Raw genomic sequence first — 16,355 nt, forward strand, 5'->3', positions numbered from 1 at the left:
AGCGCAGCGCGGGACGGGGCAGGGGCCCCGTCCCGAACTGCCGAAATGCGCCGGGCTTGCCTTGCGCTTTCTGCGAGTTGAAGCGGGGCATCGCTGCAACCATGGGCGCACCATGGTCCTCACCGCCTCGCCCCCCCAGACCCCGGCCGCAGCGGCCGCCGCGACGGCTGCGCCGCCGGTTGCCGATCGTGCGCTGCTGATCCAGGCCCTCGACCACCAGAACCAGGGTCGCGTCGAGCTGGCCGAGCAGCTCTTCCGCTTCTGTCTCGGCCACTGGCCGGCCGATCCGGTCGCGCTGTACTCGCTGGCGGTCATCCTGCTGCGCCGTGCCGATCCGGTCGAGGCGCTGACGCTGCTCGAGCGCGGCGTGCGCGATGTGCCGGGCTTTGCGCCGCTGTGGTTCGCGCATGCGACCGCGCTGCAGGGTGTGGGCCGCCGCGACGAGGCGCTGACGAGCTATCAGCGCGCGATCGATCTCAAGCCCGACTACACCGAGGCGCTGATCAACAGCGGCGTGCTGCTGCGCGAGCTGCTGCAGCATGCCGCGGCGCTCGAGCGCTTCCAGCGGGTGCTGGCGCTGCAGCCGGCCAACGAGACCGCGCTGGCCAACTGCGCCACGCTGCTGACCGAGTTCCGCCGCACCGAAGAGGCGGTGGCGATGCTGCGCCAGCTGCAGGCGATCAATCCGGCCTATGACTACGGCGTGGGCATGCTGGTCTACGAGCAGCTGCATGCCTGCGACTGGAGCGGCTTCGATGCGCTGTCCCGGCAGGTCATCGAGGGCGTGCGCGCCGGCAGGCGCGCGTGCAAGTCGCTGGCTTTCATGGGCCTGTCGGACTCGGCAGAAGATCATCAGCGCTGCGCACGCACCTTCTCCGCCCACCGCTATCCGCCCGCCAGCACCCGGCTGTGGAACGGCGAGCGCTACCGCCACGACCGCATCCGCCTGGCCTATGTGTCGCCCGACCTGCGCGAGCATCCGGTCGGCCACCTGATGGCGGGCATCTTCGAGCACCATGACCGCCGCCGCTTCGAGACGATCGCCATCTCGCTCGGGCCGGACGACGGCAGCCGGCTGCGCGCGCGCATGGTCGCGGCCTTCGACCATTTCATCGACGCGCGCCGCATGAGCGCGATCGACATCGCCCGCCAGCTGCGCGCGATGGAGGTCGACATCGCCATCGACCTGGCCGGCTACACCGCCGACTCGCGCAGCGACATCTTCAGCTACCGGCCCGCGCCGGTGCAGGTCAACTACCTGGGCTATCCCGGCACGCTGGGCAATGGCTACATGGACTACATCCTGGCCGACCGCCATGTGATCCCGCCCGATCAGCAGCGCTTCTACGACGAGCGGGTGATCTATCTGCCCGACGCCTACCTGCCGCCGGCCGCCGGCCTGCAGATCGCCGAGCGCACGCCCACCCGCACCGAATGCGGCCTGCCCGAAGACGGCGTGGTGTTCTGCTCCTTCAACCACGACTACAAGATCCTGCCCGGCGTCTTCGCGATCTGGATGCGGCTGCTGGCGGCGGTGCCCGGCAGCGTGCTGTGGCTGATGTCGCGCAGCGAGCTGTCGCAAGCCAACCTGCGCGCCACCGCGCAGGCCGCCGGCGTCGATCCGGCGCGGCTGGTGTTCGCGCAGCGCGTGCCGCGGGTCGAGGACCACCTGGCGCGCTACCGCGTCGCCGATCTCTTTCTCGACACCCATCCCTACAACGCCCACACCACCGCAGCCGACGCGCTGCTGGCGGGCCTGCCGGTGCTGACCTGCTCCGGCCAGGCCTTCCCGTCGCGGGTGGCCGGCAGCCTGCTGCAGGCCGCTGGCCTGCCGGAGCTGGTCACCACCAGCCATGCCGACTACGAGGCGCTGGCGCTGGCGCTGGCGCGCGATCCGGCGCGGCGCGCGGCGCTGCGCGCGAAGCTGCAGGCGCAGCGCGCGCACTCGGCCCTGTTCGACACGGCGGGCTTCACCCGCGACGTCGAGGCGGCCTGCATCGCGATGTGGCGCCAGAGCCGCCTGGGCGATGCCCGCGATGCCCTGTGCGCCGTGCCCTGACGCCGCGCATCTTTCGACCCTGCCGAGGCCTGCCATGACCCCCTCGACGATCGTCCTGATCCCGATCTACCAGCCCTTGCTGTCGGTGCTGGAGCAGTTCTCGCTCGACCATTCGCTGCCGCTGCTGGCCGGACGCGACGTGCGCTTCATCGGCCCGCGCGGCCTGGACTACGGCTACTACCAGCTGCGCTATCCGGGCATCCCGTTCGAGGCCTTCGATCCGGCCTATTTCGCGTCGATCGCCGGCTACAACCTGCTGATGCTGTCGCCGGCCTTCTACGAGCGCTACGCGGCGCACGAGTTCATGCTGGTGCTGCAGACCGACGCGATCCTGCTGCGCGACGATCTCGACCACTGGATGGGCCGCCCCTACGACTACATCGGCGCGCCGTGGCCCCAGGGCGTGACTGTCAAGGTCGACCTTGACCCGTTCTGCGGTCCGCATGCCAAGACGGTGCGCGCGCTGGTGGGCAACGGCGGCCTGAGCCTGCGGCGCATCCGCAAGTGCCAGGCGCTGCTGCGCGAGTTCCCGCAGGCGCTGGAGATGTTCCGCCGCACCGGCTCGAGCGAGGACCTGTACTTCGCGATCATGGGCCTGCTGTCGGCCGACTTCGTGCTGCCCAACGAGCGCGAGGCCGCCCGCTTCTCCTGGGAGCTGCAGCCCGAGCACTATCACGCGATCGACTGCCGCCCGCCGATGGGCGGCCACGCCTGGTGGAAGTACAGCCCGAACTTCTGGGCCCGCTTCTTCCGCATGCCGCCGCCGCTGCAGGCCACCACCGCGCCGGCCCGGCTCACCGAACCCGGCCCGCTGGCCGAATCCGCCGCGCCGGCCACGCCCGCCTGAGGGGCCCTGCGCGCGCCCGACTGCCCCCGAGCTCTTCCCTGCCGCTCCTCATTCACGGAACAGGACGACACCAGATGACGACCAAGTCCCTCGACCTCGGCTGCGGCCTGCAGCCCAAGAACCCGTTCAACGCCCAGGAGGTCTACGGCATCGACGTGCGCGACGACGCCGAGGCGCACATCGTCAAGGCCGATCTGGTCATCGAGCCGATCCCGTTCCCGGACGACAGCTTCGACTATGTGACCGCGCACGACTTCCTCGAGCATGTGCCGCGCCTGATCTACCTGCCGCAGCGCCGCAACGCCTTCGTCGAGGTGATGAACGAGATCCACCGGGTGCTCAAGCCCGGCGGCGTGTTCATGTCCTTCACGCCGGCCTTCCCGCACGGGCCGGCCTTCCGGGATCCGACCCACGTCAACATCATCACCGAGGAGACCTTCCCGCTGTACTTCGACGACAAGGTGCGGTGGGCCTCGATGTACGGCTTTCGCGGCAGCTTCCAGATCCTCAGCCAGGAATGGCGCGGCGTGCACCTGATGAGCCTGCTGCGCAAGACCGCATGAACGCCGCCGCACCGTCCGGGCAGGCCGCGGCCGGCAGCGCCGACGCGCTGCTCGGCGCGGTGCACTGGCTCTGCCGCCACCACGGCATCGAGCGCAGCGCCGATTCGCTGCTCGACGGCCTGGGCGTGCCGCGTCCGCTCACGCCCGCCGGCGCCTGCCAGGTGCTCGAGCACGCCGGCCTGCAGGCCGGGCGGGTGAGGCGCGATGCCGGCGAGGTGCTGGCGCTGCTGCTGCCGGTGCTGCTGCCGCTGCGCGACGGCCGCGCCGCGGTGCTGCTGGCGCGCCATGTCGAGGCGGATGGCCGCCGGATCCACGAGCTGCTGGTCTTCGATGCCGGCGGCACGATGCCGGCCCCGCAGCGCCTGGACGATGCGGCGCTGCGCGCGCTGCACGACGGCGACATGCTGCTGGCCGGCCCGGGCGAGTCGCTCGGCGTGCGCGGCTTGTCCTCGCGCTCGGCGGCCGACGCGCCGGCCGAGTCGCTGGACGGCCACTGGTTCTGGCGCACGCTGCGCCGCTATCTGCCCTATTACCGCGGCGCGATGCTGGCCGCCTTGCTCAGCAATGTGCTGATGCTGGCGGGCGGACTGTTCGCGATGGTGGTCTACGACCGGGTCATTCCGCACCAGGCGACCCTCACGCTGTGGTCGCTGGCCATCGGCGCGCTGCTGGCCACCGGCTTCGATCTGGTGGCGCGCCAGCTGCGCAGCCACCTGATCGACCAGGCCGGCCGGCGCGCCGATCTGGCGCTGGGCAGCGTGCTGATGCGCCAGTCGCTCGGGCTGCGGCTGGAGCACCGGCCCGATTCGGCCGGCTCCTTCGCGCACCACATGGCCCAGCTCGAGGTGGTGCGCGAGTTCTCCGCCTCGGCCTCGATGTCGGTGGTCAGCGATCTGCCCTTCATCGCGCTGTTCATCGCCGCGACCTGGCTGCTGGCCGGACCGCTGGCGCTGGTGCTGGTGATCGCGGTGCCGCTGATCCTGCTGATGACGGTGGGCGTGCAGGGCCTGATGCGGCGCAGCATGCTGGCGCAGCAGCACCAGATGGCCGACATGCAGGGCCTGCTGGTCGAGGCGATGGACGGCATCGAGACGATCCGCGCCACCGGCGCGCAGGGCCATGTGCAGCGCCAGTACGAGCAGGCGCATGCGCAGGTCTCGCAGTCGGCGCTGCGGGCGCGGGCGCTGTCGAGCTGGGTCAACAATGTGTCGATGGTGGCGCAGCAGCTGGTCACCATCGTGATGCTGGTCTGGGGCGTGCATCTGATCGGCGCCGGCCAGCTCACCGGCGGCGCGCTGATCTCGGCGGTGATGTTCGCCGGCCGGGCGATCGCGCCGCTGGGCAGCGTGGTGGCGCTGGCCTCGCGCTACCAGGGTGCGCGTGCGGCGCTGCGCATGCTCGACCGCCTGATGGCGCTGCCGGTCGAGCGCGATCCGCACCGCGCCTTCCTGCCCTGTCCGCATCTGGAAGGCCGGCTGGCGCTGCGCGATGCCGGCTTCGCCTATGGCCCGCCCGGCCAGGCGCCGCAGGCGCTCTCGGGGGTCACGCTGCGCATCCAGGCGGGCGAGCGCATCGCGCTGCTCGGGCGCATCGGCAGTGGCAAGTCGACGGTGCTGAGGCTGCTCGCCGGTCTCTACCAGCCGACCGCCGGCGCGGTCGAGATCGACGGGCTGGACCTGCGCCAGCTCGATCCGGCCGATTTCCGCCGCCACATCGGCGTGGTCGAGCAGGAGCCGCGGCTGTTCCGCGGCACGGTGCGGGAGAACCTGCTGCTGGGCCGCGAGGCTGGCGCCGACCGGCTGGCCGAAGTGCTGCGCCTGACCGGGCTGGACCGGGTGGTGGCCGCGCATCCGATGGGCCTGGACATGCCGGTGGGCGAGGGCGGCGCGATGCTCTCGGGCGGGCAGCGACAGCTGGTCGCGCTGGCGCGGGCACTGCTGCTGCGTCCTCAGATCCTGCTGATGGACGAGCCCACCAGCGCGATGGACGCGCAGACCGAGGCCCAGTTCGTCGCCCAGCTGCGCCAGGCGCTGCCGCGCTGCACGCTGGTGGTGGTCACGCACCGGCCGGCGATGCTGGAGCTGGTCGAGCGCATCGCGGTGCTCGAAGGCGGGCGGCTGATCGCCGACGGCCCGCGCCAGGCGGTGCTGCAGGCCCTGAGCGGCACCCGCCCGGCCGCGGCGCCTGCCGCAGCGGCCGCGCCTGCGGCGGCCGCCGTGACCGCTCCCCGCGCCGAGGAGGTCTGCTGACATGGCTCTGCCCCGATTTTCCTTCCCCGCGCCCGGCGGCCGGCGATCTGCGACGCCACCGGCCGCCGGCGTGCTGATGCCCGGCGACGAGCGCTTCCTGCACGGCAGCCGCCAGGCCGAGCTGGTCGAGCCGATGCCGCGTGCGCTGTGGGCGCTCTACCTGCTGTGCGTCATCGTGGTCGTCACCGGCGTGTGGGCGGCGCAGGCGCGGGTCGACATCGTCGCCAAGGCGCCCGGCAAGGTGGCGCCTGGCGGCCATGAGCAGGTCATCGCCAGTCTGGAGGGCGGCCTGCTGGCCGAGCTGCTGGTGCGCGAGGGCGATCTGGTCGAGGCCGGCGCCGAGCTGGCGCGGCTCGATCCGACCCGCTTCGCCGCGCAGCAGAACGAGGGCCGGGCCCGCCAGCTCGCACTGCAGGCCACCGCCGCGCGGCTGGAGGCCGAGGCGGGCGGGCGCAGCCCGGTCTTTCCGGGCGAGGTTCGGGCCCAGGCCGGGCTGGTCGCGGCCGAGACCGAGGCCTTCCAGGCGCGGCGGCGCGGCCTCGACGAGGCGATCGCGGTCAGCCGCGCCAGCCTGGCGCTGCTCGATGCCGAGCTTGCCACCGCGCGCCAGATGGCCGCGCGCGGCCTGATGTCCGAGGTCGAGGTGCTGCGGCTCGACCGCCAGCGCAACGACCTGCAGATGCAGATGGCCGAGCGCATCAACCGCTTCCGCCAGGACGCGGCCACCGATCTGCTGCGGGTGCGCGGCGAGCTGGCGCAGATCGGCGAGCAGCAGGTGGCGCGGCTGGATGCGCTGCAGCGCACCACGCTGAAGGCGCCGGTGCGTGGCATCGTCAAGAACCTGCGCATCACCACGCGCGGTGGCGTCGTCGGCGCGGGCGCCCCGATCCTCGAGCTGGTGCCGGTCGGCGAGACGGTGCGCATCGAGGCGCGGCTGGCCCCTTCGGAGGTCGGCTTCGTGCGGGTGGGCATGCCGGCCACCATCAAGCTCGACAGCTACGACTACTACCGCTACGGCGGCCTGCAGGGCGAGGTCGAATACATCAGCCCCGACACCCTCGAGGCCGGAAATGGCCCGAACGGTCAGCCGCAGACCCACTACCGGGTCCGGGTGGCCACCCGGGTCTCGACGCTGCAGGGCCCCGACGGCCGGCCGCTGCCGGTGCTGCCGGGCATGACCGCCTCGATCGAGATCCGCACCGGCGAGCGCAGCGTGCTCGAGTTCCTGATCTCGCCGATGCTCAAGGGCCGCGAGGCCTTCCGGGAGCGCTGATGAAGCGGCCGGTTCTGATGTCGGTGGTGCTGGCCGGCCTGATGCTGCTGGTGCCGGGCGTGCAGGCCCAGTCTTCCCCGTCATCCGTCTGCGACGAGGACAGCGAGGCTGCATCCGTCACCCGGCCGACCGTGCTGCGCGATGCCCGCGCGGTGCTGGCCGCGCTGGCCGACGAGGCGGTGCGCCGCAGCCCCGAGGTGGCCGGTCAGGTCGCCGGCAGTCGCGCCTGGCGTCAGGACCGTCTGCAGGTCGAGGCGGGCGGCCGGCCGCAGCTCAGCCTGTCCGGCTCGGGCGTCTGGAGCGGTGCACGCGGCAGCGGCCAGACCGGCTCGAGCCTGCAGCATGGCTTGGGACTGACCCTGTCGGCGCCTCTGCTCGACGGTGGCCGGCGCCAGGCCGAGTCCGCCTATTACCAGGGCCTGTCCGAGGCCGGCGCGCTGGGCGCCGAGGCCGCACGCGAACAGGTCGCGCTCGAGGCGGTGGCGGCCGCGCTGGAGCGTCGTCGCCAGCGGCTCCAGCTGCAGGTCTGGGACCGGCAGGTGGCGCGCATGGCCTGTCTGGCGCGGCAGGTCGGCGAGATCGTCGCGCTGGACCGCGGGCGTGGCAGCGAGGGCATCCAGGCCGGCAAGAGCCTGCGCCAGGCCGAGCTGTCGCGCACCGAGGTGCAGACGCAGCTGCGCCAGGCGGAGCTGCGCCTGCGCAGCCTGGCCGGCGACGCGGCGGCCGAGGCGGCCGCCGAGCTGCCGTCCGGTCCGCTGGCGGGTTTCGAGACGCTGCCGCCGCTGGCCGGGCTGATCGAGACCTTGCCCGAGGCGGCCGAGCTGCGCCAGCTGCAGCGCCAGGCCGAGGCGCTCGACCGTCAGGTCGAGGCCGTCCGTGCGGCGAATGCGCCGCAGCTGGCCTGGCAGATCGGCTCCTCGGCCAGCCGGCGCGAGGGCAGCTCGGTCACCGGCTGGAATGCCGGGCTGACGCTGGGCCTGGTGCTGGCCGACGCCGGCGCGGCTGATGCCGGCGTGCAGGCCGCGATCGAGCGGGTCACCGCGGCGCGCATGCAGCGCGAGGCCCGCCTCGAGGAGCGCCGCCGCCAGCTCCAGGTGCTGCACGACGCCGCGCAGGCGGCGCTGCTGCGCCAGCAGCAGATCGGCCAGCTGCTCGCGCAGAGCGACCTGCTGCGCCGCGCCACCCGCGAGCAGTGGGCGCGGCTGGGCCGGCGCTCGCTGTTCGACCTGATCTCGGCCGAGAACGATCATGCCCAGCTGCAGATCGCACGCGCCCAGGCCGAGCATGAGCATCTGATGGCGCTGCTGCAGATGCAGGCCGCCGGGGCGGGGCTGCGCGCCTGGCTGGCGCCGTTCCGGGCCGAGCCGGCGCCGCGCTGAGGCGCCTCGGCTCATTCGCCGTCGACGACCATCCGGTTGCGGCCGGCGGCCTTGGCTGCGTACAGCGCCCGGTCGGCGCGCTCGAGCAGCTCTTCCAGTCCGGCGATGCCGGCCTGCATCAGCGCCAGGCCGATGCTGACGGTGTAGCGGATCACGGTGCCGTCCGCCCGAGTCACCGTGTCGGCGGCCATCGCGCGGCGCAGCCGCTCGGCCACCAGGCGTGCGCCCTCCAGCCCGGTCGAGGGCAGCAGCACCGCGAACTCCTCCCCGCCGATGCGTGCCGGCACATCCACCTGGCGCAGCGAGCGCAGCATCACGCCGGCGAGCTGGCGCAGCACCTCGTCGCCGGCGGCATGGCCGTGCTGGTCGTTGATGCGCTTGAAATGATCGGCATCGAGCACCAGCAGCGCCAGCGGGCGCGGCGCCCGGCGGAAACGCTCGATCTCGCGCCGGCCGGCCTCGAAGAAGACACGCCGGTTGGCCAGCCCGGTCAGATGATCGGTCTCGCTGGCGCGGCGGCGCTGCTCGTGCGCGTCGCGCCGGTCGCTGATGTCGCGCAGCACCAGGCTGAAGCCTGCAGGCGTGTCGCCATCGCCGACCCCGCTGATCGGCACGATCATCGTGCTGCCCCAGTAGCGCTGGCCGTCGGCGCGCAGCAGCCAGCCCTCGTCCATGCTCCAGCCGTCGGCGCGCGCCTCGTGCAGGCGGTCGAGCAGCCGCTCCGGCGTGGTGGCGCCGCCGGGATGAAAGATCGTCGCCGGCCGGCCCAGCACCGTCTCGCGGGCGAAGCCGGTCATTCGTGCGGCCGACTCCGACCAGTGCGCGATGCGGCCCTCGGCATCCAGGCCGACCGCTGCATGGTCGTGAATGCCGGTCAGCGCCGCGTTCAGCCAGGCCTCGCTCTGGCGCAGCCGGCGCTCGCGCTCGACCTGGGCGGTGATGTCCGACAGCACCGCCGCGAGCCGGTGCGCCGCGAGCCGGCGCAGCGTCAGCGACAGCACCAGCGGGCGCTGCCTGCCTTCGGGACCGACACGCAGTGCCAGGGGCTCGCCATCGATCAGCAGCTCGCCGGGGTGACCGCTGCGTGCGCGCAGGGCCAGGTCGGGCATCGCCGGGGCCAGCAGCGCGAACAGGTCGGCCAGCTCGCGGCCAGCCGACAGTGGCAGCAGCATCTGTGCTGCTGCGGCGCTGGCCAGCAGGATGTGTCCCTCGTCATCGATCTGGACCAAGCCTGCCGGTGCCGCATAAAGCAGCTGCAGCAGTTCCTGGTGTTCGGTGTCCGGACCGGTCCCCGCGGACGCCGGGTTCAGGGGTTCCGTCATCGCGCGACTCCGGGCCTGCGGTGCTGGCGGTTCAGGGACGCAGGATCAGCACATAGCGCTGCTCGACACTCGGTGCGGCCAGCAGCCGGAGCTTGACCGGCGTGGGCTTCATCCGCAGCGTCAGCACGAAGTCGACGGTGGCGTCGAGCGGCTGACATGCCTCGGTGGCATCGTCGAAGCGCTGCGCGACCAGGAAATTGTTCATGCACTGCGCCACGACCGAGAACAGCGGCAGGCCGAGCACCCGCGACGGGCTCAGGCCGGCGGCGCGCGACTCGTAGGCGTTGTAGCGGCACACCACGGTGTCGGGCCGAAAGCCGATGACGCCGAAATCGAGCGCGTCGAGCGTCGTGTCGTCCATCGCCTCGAGCGAGGCGAGCAGGTCGGGCTGGTCGAAGCCGGGGAGGGAGGCGTCGTTCACGTCGGTGCTTCCTGACTGACGGCGGAGGCTGCGCCCGAGGCAGCCCGGGGTGGGGGCCTGCTGGCGGAGGCGGTGAGATTCGAACTCACGGAAGGGTTCCCCCTTCGCCGGTTTTCAAGACCGGTGCCTTAAACCGCTCGGCCACACCTCCAGCAGGGTCGCCATTGTAGTCAGAACGGCGCGAGGGCCTGTGCGCAGTCGATGCCGACAAGTTCACGCCGCCCGCCGTCGACGCGCGCGGCGGTGAGCCGGCCGCCCCAGACGCAGCCGGTGTCGAGCGCCAGCAGGTCGGGGCGGTCGAGCGTGCCCAGCGTCGACCAGTGGCCGAACGCGACCGGCGTGCCCGCGGTGCGCCGGCCGGGAATGTCGAACCAGGGGCGCAGGTGCGCGGGCGCCGCATCGGCGCCTTCCTTGAGCTGGAAGTCCATCGTGCCGTCGATCTCGCAGAAGCGGATGCGCGTCAGCACGTTGATGATCAGCCGCAGCCGGTCGTGGCCGGCCAGCGTGTCGTCCCAGCGTGCCGGCGTGTTGCCGTACATCACCTGCAGGAAGCCGGGCAGGTCGGGGCCGCGCAGCAGCGCCTCGGCCTCGGCGGCCAGGGTCAGCGTCTGCGCCGCATCCCACTGCGGCACGACGCCGGCATGCACCATCAGCCAGCCGTGCGCCTGCACCGCCAGGCGCTGCTGGCGCAGCCAGTCCAGCCAGGCCTCGCGGCGCGGGCTGGCGAGAATCTCGCCAAGCGTGTCGGAGCGGTGCGGCGCACGCACCCCGTGCGCCACCGCCAGCAGGTGCAGGTCGTGGTTGCCCAGCAGGCAGGTGGCGGCGTCGCCGAAGCCGGCCAGGCGCTCGAGCACCTTCAGCGAGCACGGGCCCCGGTTCACGAGATCGCCCAGCAGATAGAGACGGTCGCGCGAGGGGGAGAAGTCCAGGGTGGCCAGCAGTCGCTCGAAAGCGTCGCAGCAGCCTTGCAGGTCGCCGATCAGGTAAATCATGGCCCGGATTCTGCTACGCTCGCCGGGCCTCAACTTCCGGCGCGGCGTGCCTTGCCGTGCCTGTCATGGACCTAGCTCTACTTTTCTCGCTGATCCTGCTCAATGGCGTGTTCGCCATGTCCGAGATGTCCCTGGCCGCCAGCCGCAAGGCGCGGCTGCAGGTGATGGCCGAGACCGGCGATGCCGGCGCCCGCGCCGCGCTGGCGCTGCATGACAGTCCGACCCAGTTTCTCTCGACGGTGCAGATCGGCATCACCTCGATCGGCGTGCTCAACGGCATCGTCGGCGAGGCGGCCTTCTCGGGACTGCTTTCGGCCTGGATCATCGAGAACTTCCCGGTGCCCGAGAACATCGCCGCGGTGATCGGCACCGCCTTCGTGGTGGTGATCATCACCTTCGTCACCATCATCTTCGGCGAGCTGGTGCCCAAGCGCGTCGGCCAGATGTATCCGGAAACGGTGGCGCGCCTGGTCGCTCAGCCGATGGCCTGGCTGTCGGTGGCCGCCGGCCCCTTCGTCAAGCTGCTGTCGGGCACGACCCAGGCCATCCTGAAGCTGCTGGGCGTGCGCGACACCGGCAGCCGTGGCGTGACCGAGGAGGAGATCGCCGCCAGCCTGGAAGAAGGACTGGACGCCGGCGTCATCGAGGCCCACGAGCATCTGATGGTGCGCAATGTCTTCCGGCTCGACGACCGCCAGATCGGCTCGATGATGATCCCGCGCGGCGACATCGCCTGGCTGGATGTCGCCGCCCCGCGCGAGGAAATCCTGTCGGTGCTGACCGAGCATGGCCACTCGCGCTATCCGGTCTGCCGCGGCAGCCTCGACGAGGTGCTGGGCGTGGTGACCGCGCACCAGCTGCTGATGCAGCTCGCCGGCAGCCGCGAGTTCGTGCTGCTCGAGTCGATGCAGCCGGCGGTGTTCGTGCCCGAGACGCTCTCGGGCATGGAACTGCTCGAGCATTTCCGCGGCTCGCCGGTGCAGATGGTCTTTGTGGTCGACGAGTATGGCGTCGTGCAGGGCGTGATCACGCTGCGCGATGTGCTCGAGGCGATCACCGGCGAGTTCACGCCGCATCAGGCCGAGGATGCCTGGGCGGTGCAGCGCGCCGACGGCTCCTGGCTGGTCGATGGCCTGATCCCGGTGCCCGAGCTGAAGGACCGCCTGGGCCTGAAGCTGCTGCCCGACGAGGACCGCGGCCGCTACAACACCCTGGCCGGCATGGTGATGCTGCTGCTGGGCCGGCTGCCGCAGACCGCCGACGCGGTCGAATGGGAAGGCTGGCGCTTCGAGGTGGTCGACCTCGACGGCAAACGCGTCGACAAGGTGCTGGCCAGCCGCATCGAGGAACCCGCCGAGGAGCCCACCACATGACATCGTCCGCCGCCGGATCCGGCACGCTCTACCACCATCCGGTGCTGCTGACCCGCGAGCAGCATGCCGACCGCCGGGTCGTGCCGGTCACCGACTGGCGCATCGCCGCCGCGCTGAATGCGGTGCCGGTCACCTTCGCCGAATTCGAGTCGCTGGCACGCGAGCTGCCGCTGGCCTTCGTGCCGGCCGGCCGCGACGGCGAGGGCCGCACCCGCGTCGCACCGGTGGCGCTGCTGGGCCTGAGCGAGGGCGAGAACCTCTGCATCGACGCCGACGGGCGCTGGATCGGCACGACCATTCCCGCCTTCCTGCGCCGCTATCCGTTTGCCTACGCCACCGCCGACGACGGCGCGCCGACGCTGGCCGTCGACGCCGCCTGGCCCGGCTTCAACACGGCGGAGGGCGAGCGCCTGATCGCCGACGACGGCCAGCCGACCGAGTTCCTGAAGCAGACGCTGGCCTTCCTGGAGCGCTACGAGCGCGACACGCTGCGCACCCGCGCGCTGTGCGACCGGCTGGTGGCGCTGGACCTGCTGCGCGGCGGCGAGATCCGCGGCGAGCTTGTCGGGGGGCGCCGGCTCAACGCGACCGGCTTCTTCATGATCGACGAGCAGCGTCTGGCGACGCTGCCCGACGAGGCGGTGCTGGAGTTGCACCGCAGCGGCCTGATGGCGGTCATTCATGCGCACCGGGTCTCGATGGGCCATGTGCAGACGCTCGCCGCCCGGCTGAGCGCCTGAAGTCCCTGAACGCCTGGGCCTGCGTCTTCAGGCTCAGACTCAGGCCCGGGCGCGGCGGCGCACCGCCGCCAGCAGCGCGGTGATCAGCGCCAGTCCGGCCAGCCAGCCCTCGCCCAGCGCGCCGCCGCTGTCTTCCGTGGTGGACGAGGCCGGCGTGCCGGCGCCGTCGCTGCTGTCGGTGCCGCAGGTGGCGCTCGGGGCCGGGCCGGTGCGCAGCACGGCCGAGCTGCTGGCGCTGGCGCCTGCGCTGTCGCCGACGGTCAGCGTGACCGCCACCAGGCCGCTGCCCAGCGCCGAGACCGAGGCGGTCGAGCCGCCGGTCGTGCCGTTGAAGCGTGCCAGCGTGCCGTCGCCCAGCGCCCAGCCGTAGCCGGCGAGGGTGCGCCCGGCCGCCACGCTCGAGCCGCTGCCGTCGAGCAGCGTTGCGCTGCCGAGGTCGATGCGGGTGCTCGTCTCGCCGATGCGCGCGATCGGCAGCGTGCCGGCGGCGGCGCGCACCGCAGCGCCCGCATCCAGCATGCCGGCGCCGCAGGTGCCGGTGGTGCAGTAGCACTCGTCCTGGTCGGTGCTGATGCCGGCCACGCAGCTCGACACGCCGACACCGGCGCCGCTGCTCGGAAAGCCGCGTGCACTCGACTTCAGCAGCGACAGCACCTGGGCGGGCGTCAGCGCCGGGTTGGCCGCCAGCATCAGCGCCGCGGTGCCCGACACCAGCGGGGCTGCAAAGCTGGTGCCGACCGCCGCGTCGCTGCCGCCGGTGGTGTGGGTGGGGCAGGACGGGGTGGTGGTGCCGGCGTTGCTGGTGCTCAGGATCGGATAGAGGCACTCGCCGCTGAGGTTGACGCAGTTGCCGGCCGGCGCGGCGATGCTGACTTCCGGGCCGAGGCTGGAGAAGCCGTTCTTGGTGCCCGCATGACGCAGGCCGGCCACCGAGATGATGCCGGGGCAGTTGGCCGGCTTGTTGACCTTGCGGCCGTCATTGCCGGCCGAGGCCACCACCACCGCGCCGGCCGCATGGACTTCCGCCACCGCGACCGAATACGGGTCCGCAGCGGTGCAGCCGCTGGCGCTGTCGTCCGGGTAGCCCAGGCTCATGCTGATGACCCGCGCCGGATTCGGGTTGGCGGGCACGCCCGGCACCGTCAGGCCGGCGGCCCAGCGCATGCCGGCGATGATGTCGGAGTCATAGCCGCCGCACTTGCCCAGCACCCGCACCGGCAGCACCCGCACATGGCGGCCCAGGCCGGCCATGCCGCTGGCATTGTTGGTGGACGCGCCGATCAGTCCGGCCATCTGGGTGCCGTGCCAGCTGCTGTCGGAAACGCCGCAGCCCTTGAGGGTGGCGTCGCTGCTGTTCTCGGTGCTGCTGATCCAGTCGCCCGGATCGGCCGGATTGCTGTCGCGGCCGTCGCCGTCGTTGGCGATCACCGACTCGGAGATGAAGTCGTAGCCGCCCACCAGCTTGCCGTCGAGATCCGGATGATTCCAGCGCACGCCGGTGTCGAGCACCGCGACGATGACGCCGGCGCTGCCGGTGGTCAGCGACCAGGCCGTCTCGGCATTGATCGCCGACACCAGCGTGCTCGAGGCGCTGCGCAGATACCACTGGCCGCTGGCCGGGCTGAAGCCGCTGCCGCCGGCGTACAGCGGATCGCTGACCGCGGCATGAGTGCGGCGGCGCTGGTCGACATGGACCGACAGCACCTCGCTGTCGGCCGCGAGCCGGCGCGCCAGCGTCGCGCTGCTCATGCCGCTGGCGGTCATGACCTGCATGTCGGGGGCGATGCTGTGGCCGTCCTGCAGCGTCAGGCCGAGGCGGCTGCCCAGCGCCTGGGCCTGGCGCAGCTCCGCCACGGTGGCGCGGGTGCCGGCCGACAGCGTGGAGGCCAGCCGGCTGCTGGTGCGCAGGCGCACGATCACCCGCGCGGTCTCGGCGCTCTGCGCACTCTCGGCGGGCAGGGTGGCGGCCCGCAGCGGCGTGCGCTCCGTGCCGGCCAGGGCCTGCGGGGCCAGGCCGGTCAGGAACAGCGCCGACAGCGCCGACAGGGTCAGGGTGGCCAGCGTGTTCGAGGTGGGGCGGGTCGTCATCATCGTGGGGGCGATCTCGGGGATCGGACGAGTTTAGGCCTGCCTGCTTGTCGGCCTTGTTGCCGGGCAATGAAGCGCCTGGCGGGTGTGTAGCCATTTGTCTCGCGCTGTTCCCGGCCCGGCACCCCCTTGTCACGCGGCGTAAAGACTTGGCGCGGGTGTTGCTGTCGAGTGCTTCCATCCCTTGAATGCGGGGTCAATTGATTCCTCAATCGGAATAAACGGCGACTAACATCAGGCTCATGAGGTGAGCCCGGCGCGTGTGTCCGGCGACTCGCACAAGCAGGACCAACCAGGGGAAGTCCACATGGAACGCACGGAACGCTTCTGCCGGATCGAGCTGCTGATCCGCAGCCGTGGCTGCGTCAGCTTTGCCGACCTGATGACCGAGCTGGGCATCTCGCGTGCCACGCTCAAGCGCGATCTCGACCATCTTCGCACCCGCATGGATGCGGCCATCGTCTACGACCGGGAGCGCAACGGCTATCGCTTTGCCGGCACCGGTCGGCCGCTGCGGCGCGGTGCCGAGCCCGCGGCGCCGGGCGTGTGGTTCAGCGAGCGCGAGATCCATGCGCTGCTGACGATGCACCAGCTGCTCGACAGCCTGGGCGGCTCGAGCAGCATGGGCCGGCATCTGCAGCCGGTGCTCGAGCGGCTGCAGGGCATGCTCGGCACCAGCGAGAGCGAGGCGCGCGAGCTGGTGCGCCGGCTGCGGGTGGTGCCGCCGGTGCGCAAGCCGGTGCGCGGGCGCAGCTTCGAGCGTCTGGCCGGCGCGGTGCTCGAGCGCCGGCGCCTGCGGCTGACGATCGCGCTCGACGATGGCGGCGGCGAGCGCGAGCGCATCGTCTCGCCGCTGCGCATGATCCATGACGGCGGCATCTGGCTGCTGGACGCCTGGTGCCATGAGCGCGAGGCGCTGTGCCGCATTCCGGTGCCCTCGGTGCGCGCGGTGCAGTGGCTGGAGCTGCGGGCCCGCGAGGTGCCGATGCGGGTGATCGAGGCCGAACTCGACGCGATGCCGGTGCGGCGCGCGGCCTGAGCGCAGTTGG

The 16,355-nt window shown here is 72.1% G+C and carries 13 protein-coding genes and 1 tRNA gene; 9 read left to right on the forward strand and 5 right to left on the reverse strand.

The window, feature by feature from the left end; all coding sequences use genetic code 11:
* Positions 1-112: 112 nt before the first annotated feature.
* The 6 genes from HZU84_RS11340 (at position 113) to HZU84_RS11365 (ending at position 8,370) form a co-directional block, all read left to right on the forward strand.
* A complete protein-coding gene (locus tag HZU84_RS11340) occupies positions 113-2,059 on the forward strand; it encodes an O-linked N-acetylglucosamine transferase, SPINDLY family protein (RefSeq protein WP_149504129.1) in 1,947 nt (648 codons plus the stop codon).
* A 34-nt stretch (positions 2,060-2,093) separates the two neighbouring features.
* Positions 2,094-2,906: a DUF5672 family protein gene (locus tag HZU84_RS11345; RefSeq protein WP_180692913.1), complete on the forward strand. Its 813-nt coding sequence runs from the start codon at positions 2,094-2,096 to the stop codon at positions 2,904-2,906.
* Between the two features lie 74 nt (positions 2,907-2,980).
* On the forward strand, positions 2,981-3,469 hold the full coding sequence (locus HZU84_RS11350) for a class I SAM-dependent methyltransferase (RefSeq protein ID WP_037477993.1): 489 nt from the start codon (positions 2,981-2,983) through the stop codon (positions 3,467-3,469).
* Positions 3,466-5,718: a type I secretion system permease/ATPase gene (locus tag HZU84_RS11355; RefSeq protein WP_244954289.1), complete on the forward strand. Its 2,253-nt coding sequence runs from the start codon at positions 3,466-3,468 to the stop codon at positions 5,716-5,718. Before HZU84_RS11350 ends, HZU84_RS11355 begins: the two co-directional genes overlap by 4 nt.
* A 1-nt stretch (position 5,719) precedes the next feature.
* The gene (locus tag HZU84_RS11360) at positions 5,720-6,991 is read left to right on the forward strand and encodes a beta-barrel domain-containing protein (protein WP_149504127.1); all 1,272 of its coding nucleotides are present in this window, start codon (positions 5,720-5,722) and stop codon (positions 6,989-6,991) included.
* The gene (locus tag HZU84_RS11365) at positions 6,991-8,370 is read left to right on the forward strand and encodes a TolC family protein (RefSeq protein ID WP_149504126.1); all 1,380 of its coding nucleotides are present in this window, start codon (positions 6,991-6,993) and stop codon (positions 8,368-8,370) included. Before HZU84_RS11360 ends, HZU84_RS11365 begins: the two co-directional genes overlap by 1 nt.
* An 11-nt stretch (positions 8,371-8,381) precedes the next feature.
* Here the strand turns inward: HZU84_RS11365 and HZU84_RS11370 are convergent, their stop codons facing one another.
* The 4 genes from HZU84_RS11370 to HZU84_RS11385 all read right to left on the reverse strand — a co-directional run bounded on the left by HZU84_RS11370 (position 8,382) and on the right by HZU84_RS11385 (position 11,105).
* Complete coding sequence (locus HZU84_RS11370; protein ID WP_149504125.1) at positions 8,382-9,692, reverse strand: GGDEF domain-containing protein; 1,311 nt, start codon at positions 9,690-9,692, stop codon at positions 8,382-8,384.
* Between the two features lie 31 nt (positions 9,693-9,723).
* On the reverse strand, positions 9,724-10,113 hold the full coding sequence (locus tag HZU84_RS11375; RefSeq protein ID WP_149504124.1) for a phosphonate transporter: 390 nt from the start codon (positions 10,111-10,113) through the stop codon (positions 9,724-9,726).
* A 61-nt stretch (positions 10,114-10,174) separates the two neighbouring features.
* Positions 10,175-10,264: transfer RNA gene (locus HZU84_RS11380), tRNA-Ser, on the reverse strand.
* A 19-nt stretch (positions 10,265-10,283) separates the two neighbouring features.
* Complete coding sequence (locus tag HZU84_RS11385) at positions 10,284-11,105, reverse strand: symmetrical bis(5'-nucleosyl)-tetraphosphatase (RefSeq protein WP_149504123.1); 822 nt, start codon at positions 11,103-11,105, stop codon at positions 10,284-10,286.
* Between the two features lie 65 nt (positions 11,106-11,170).
* On the opposite strand from HZU84_RS11385, the gene HZU84_RS11390 reads away from it, so the two are divergent.
* Both HZU84_RS11390 and HZU84_RS11395 read left to right on the forward strand, forming a co-directional pair.
* Positions 11,171-12,478 (forward strand): hemolysin family protein, encoded by a 1,308-nt coding sequence (locus HZU84_RS11390; protein WP_149504122.1) that lies wholly within the window; start codon positions 11,171-11,173, stop codon positions 12,476-12,478.
* The gene (locus HZU84_RS11395) at positions 12,475-13,218 is read left to right on the forward strand and encodes a SapC family protein (protein ID WP_180692914.1); all 744 of its coding nucleotides are present in this window, start codon (positions 12,475-12,477) and stop codon (positions 13,216-13,218) included. Before HZU84_RS11390 ends, HZU84_RS11395 begins: the two co-directional genes overlap by 4 nt.
* A gap of 39 nt (positions 13,219-13,257) precedes the next feature.
* On the opposite strand, the gene HZU84_RS11400 is transcribed toward HZU84_RS11395, so the two are convergent.
* Positions 13,258-15,306, reverse strand: coding sequence for a S8 family peptidase (locus HZU84_RS11400; protein WP_180692915.1), 2,049 nt, complete (start codon positions 15,304-15,306; stop codon positions 13,258-13,260).
* Between the two features lie 307 nt (positions 15,307-15,613).
* Here HZU84_RS11400 and HZU84_RS11405 point away from each other — a divergent pair, with 307 nt between their 5' ends.
* Complete coding sequence (locus HZU84_RS11405) at positions 15,614-16,345, forward strand: helix-turn-helix transcriptional regulator (RefSeq protein WP_149504119.1); 732 nt, start codon at positions 15,614-15,616, stop codon at positions 16,343-16,345.
* Positions 16,346-16,355: the final 10 nt, after the last annotated feature.

The organism is Sphaerotilus sulfidivorans (assembly GCF_013426975.1).
In the GTDB taxonomy this organism is placed as follows: Bacteria; Pseudomonadota; Gammaproteobacteria; order Burkholderiales; family Burkholderiaceae_C; genus Sphaerotilus; species Sphaerotilus sulfidivorans.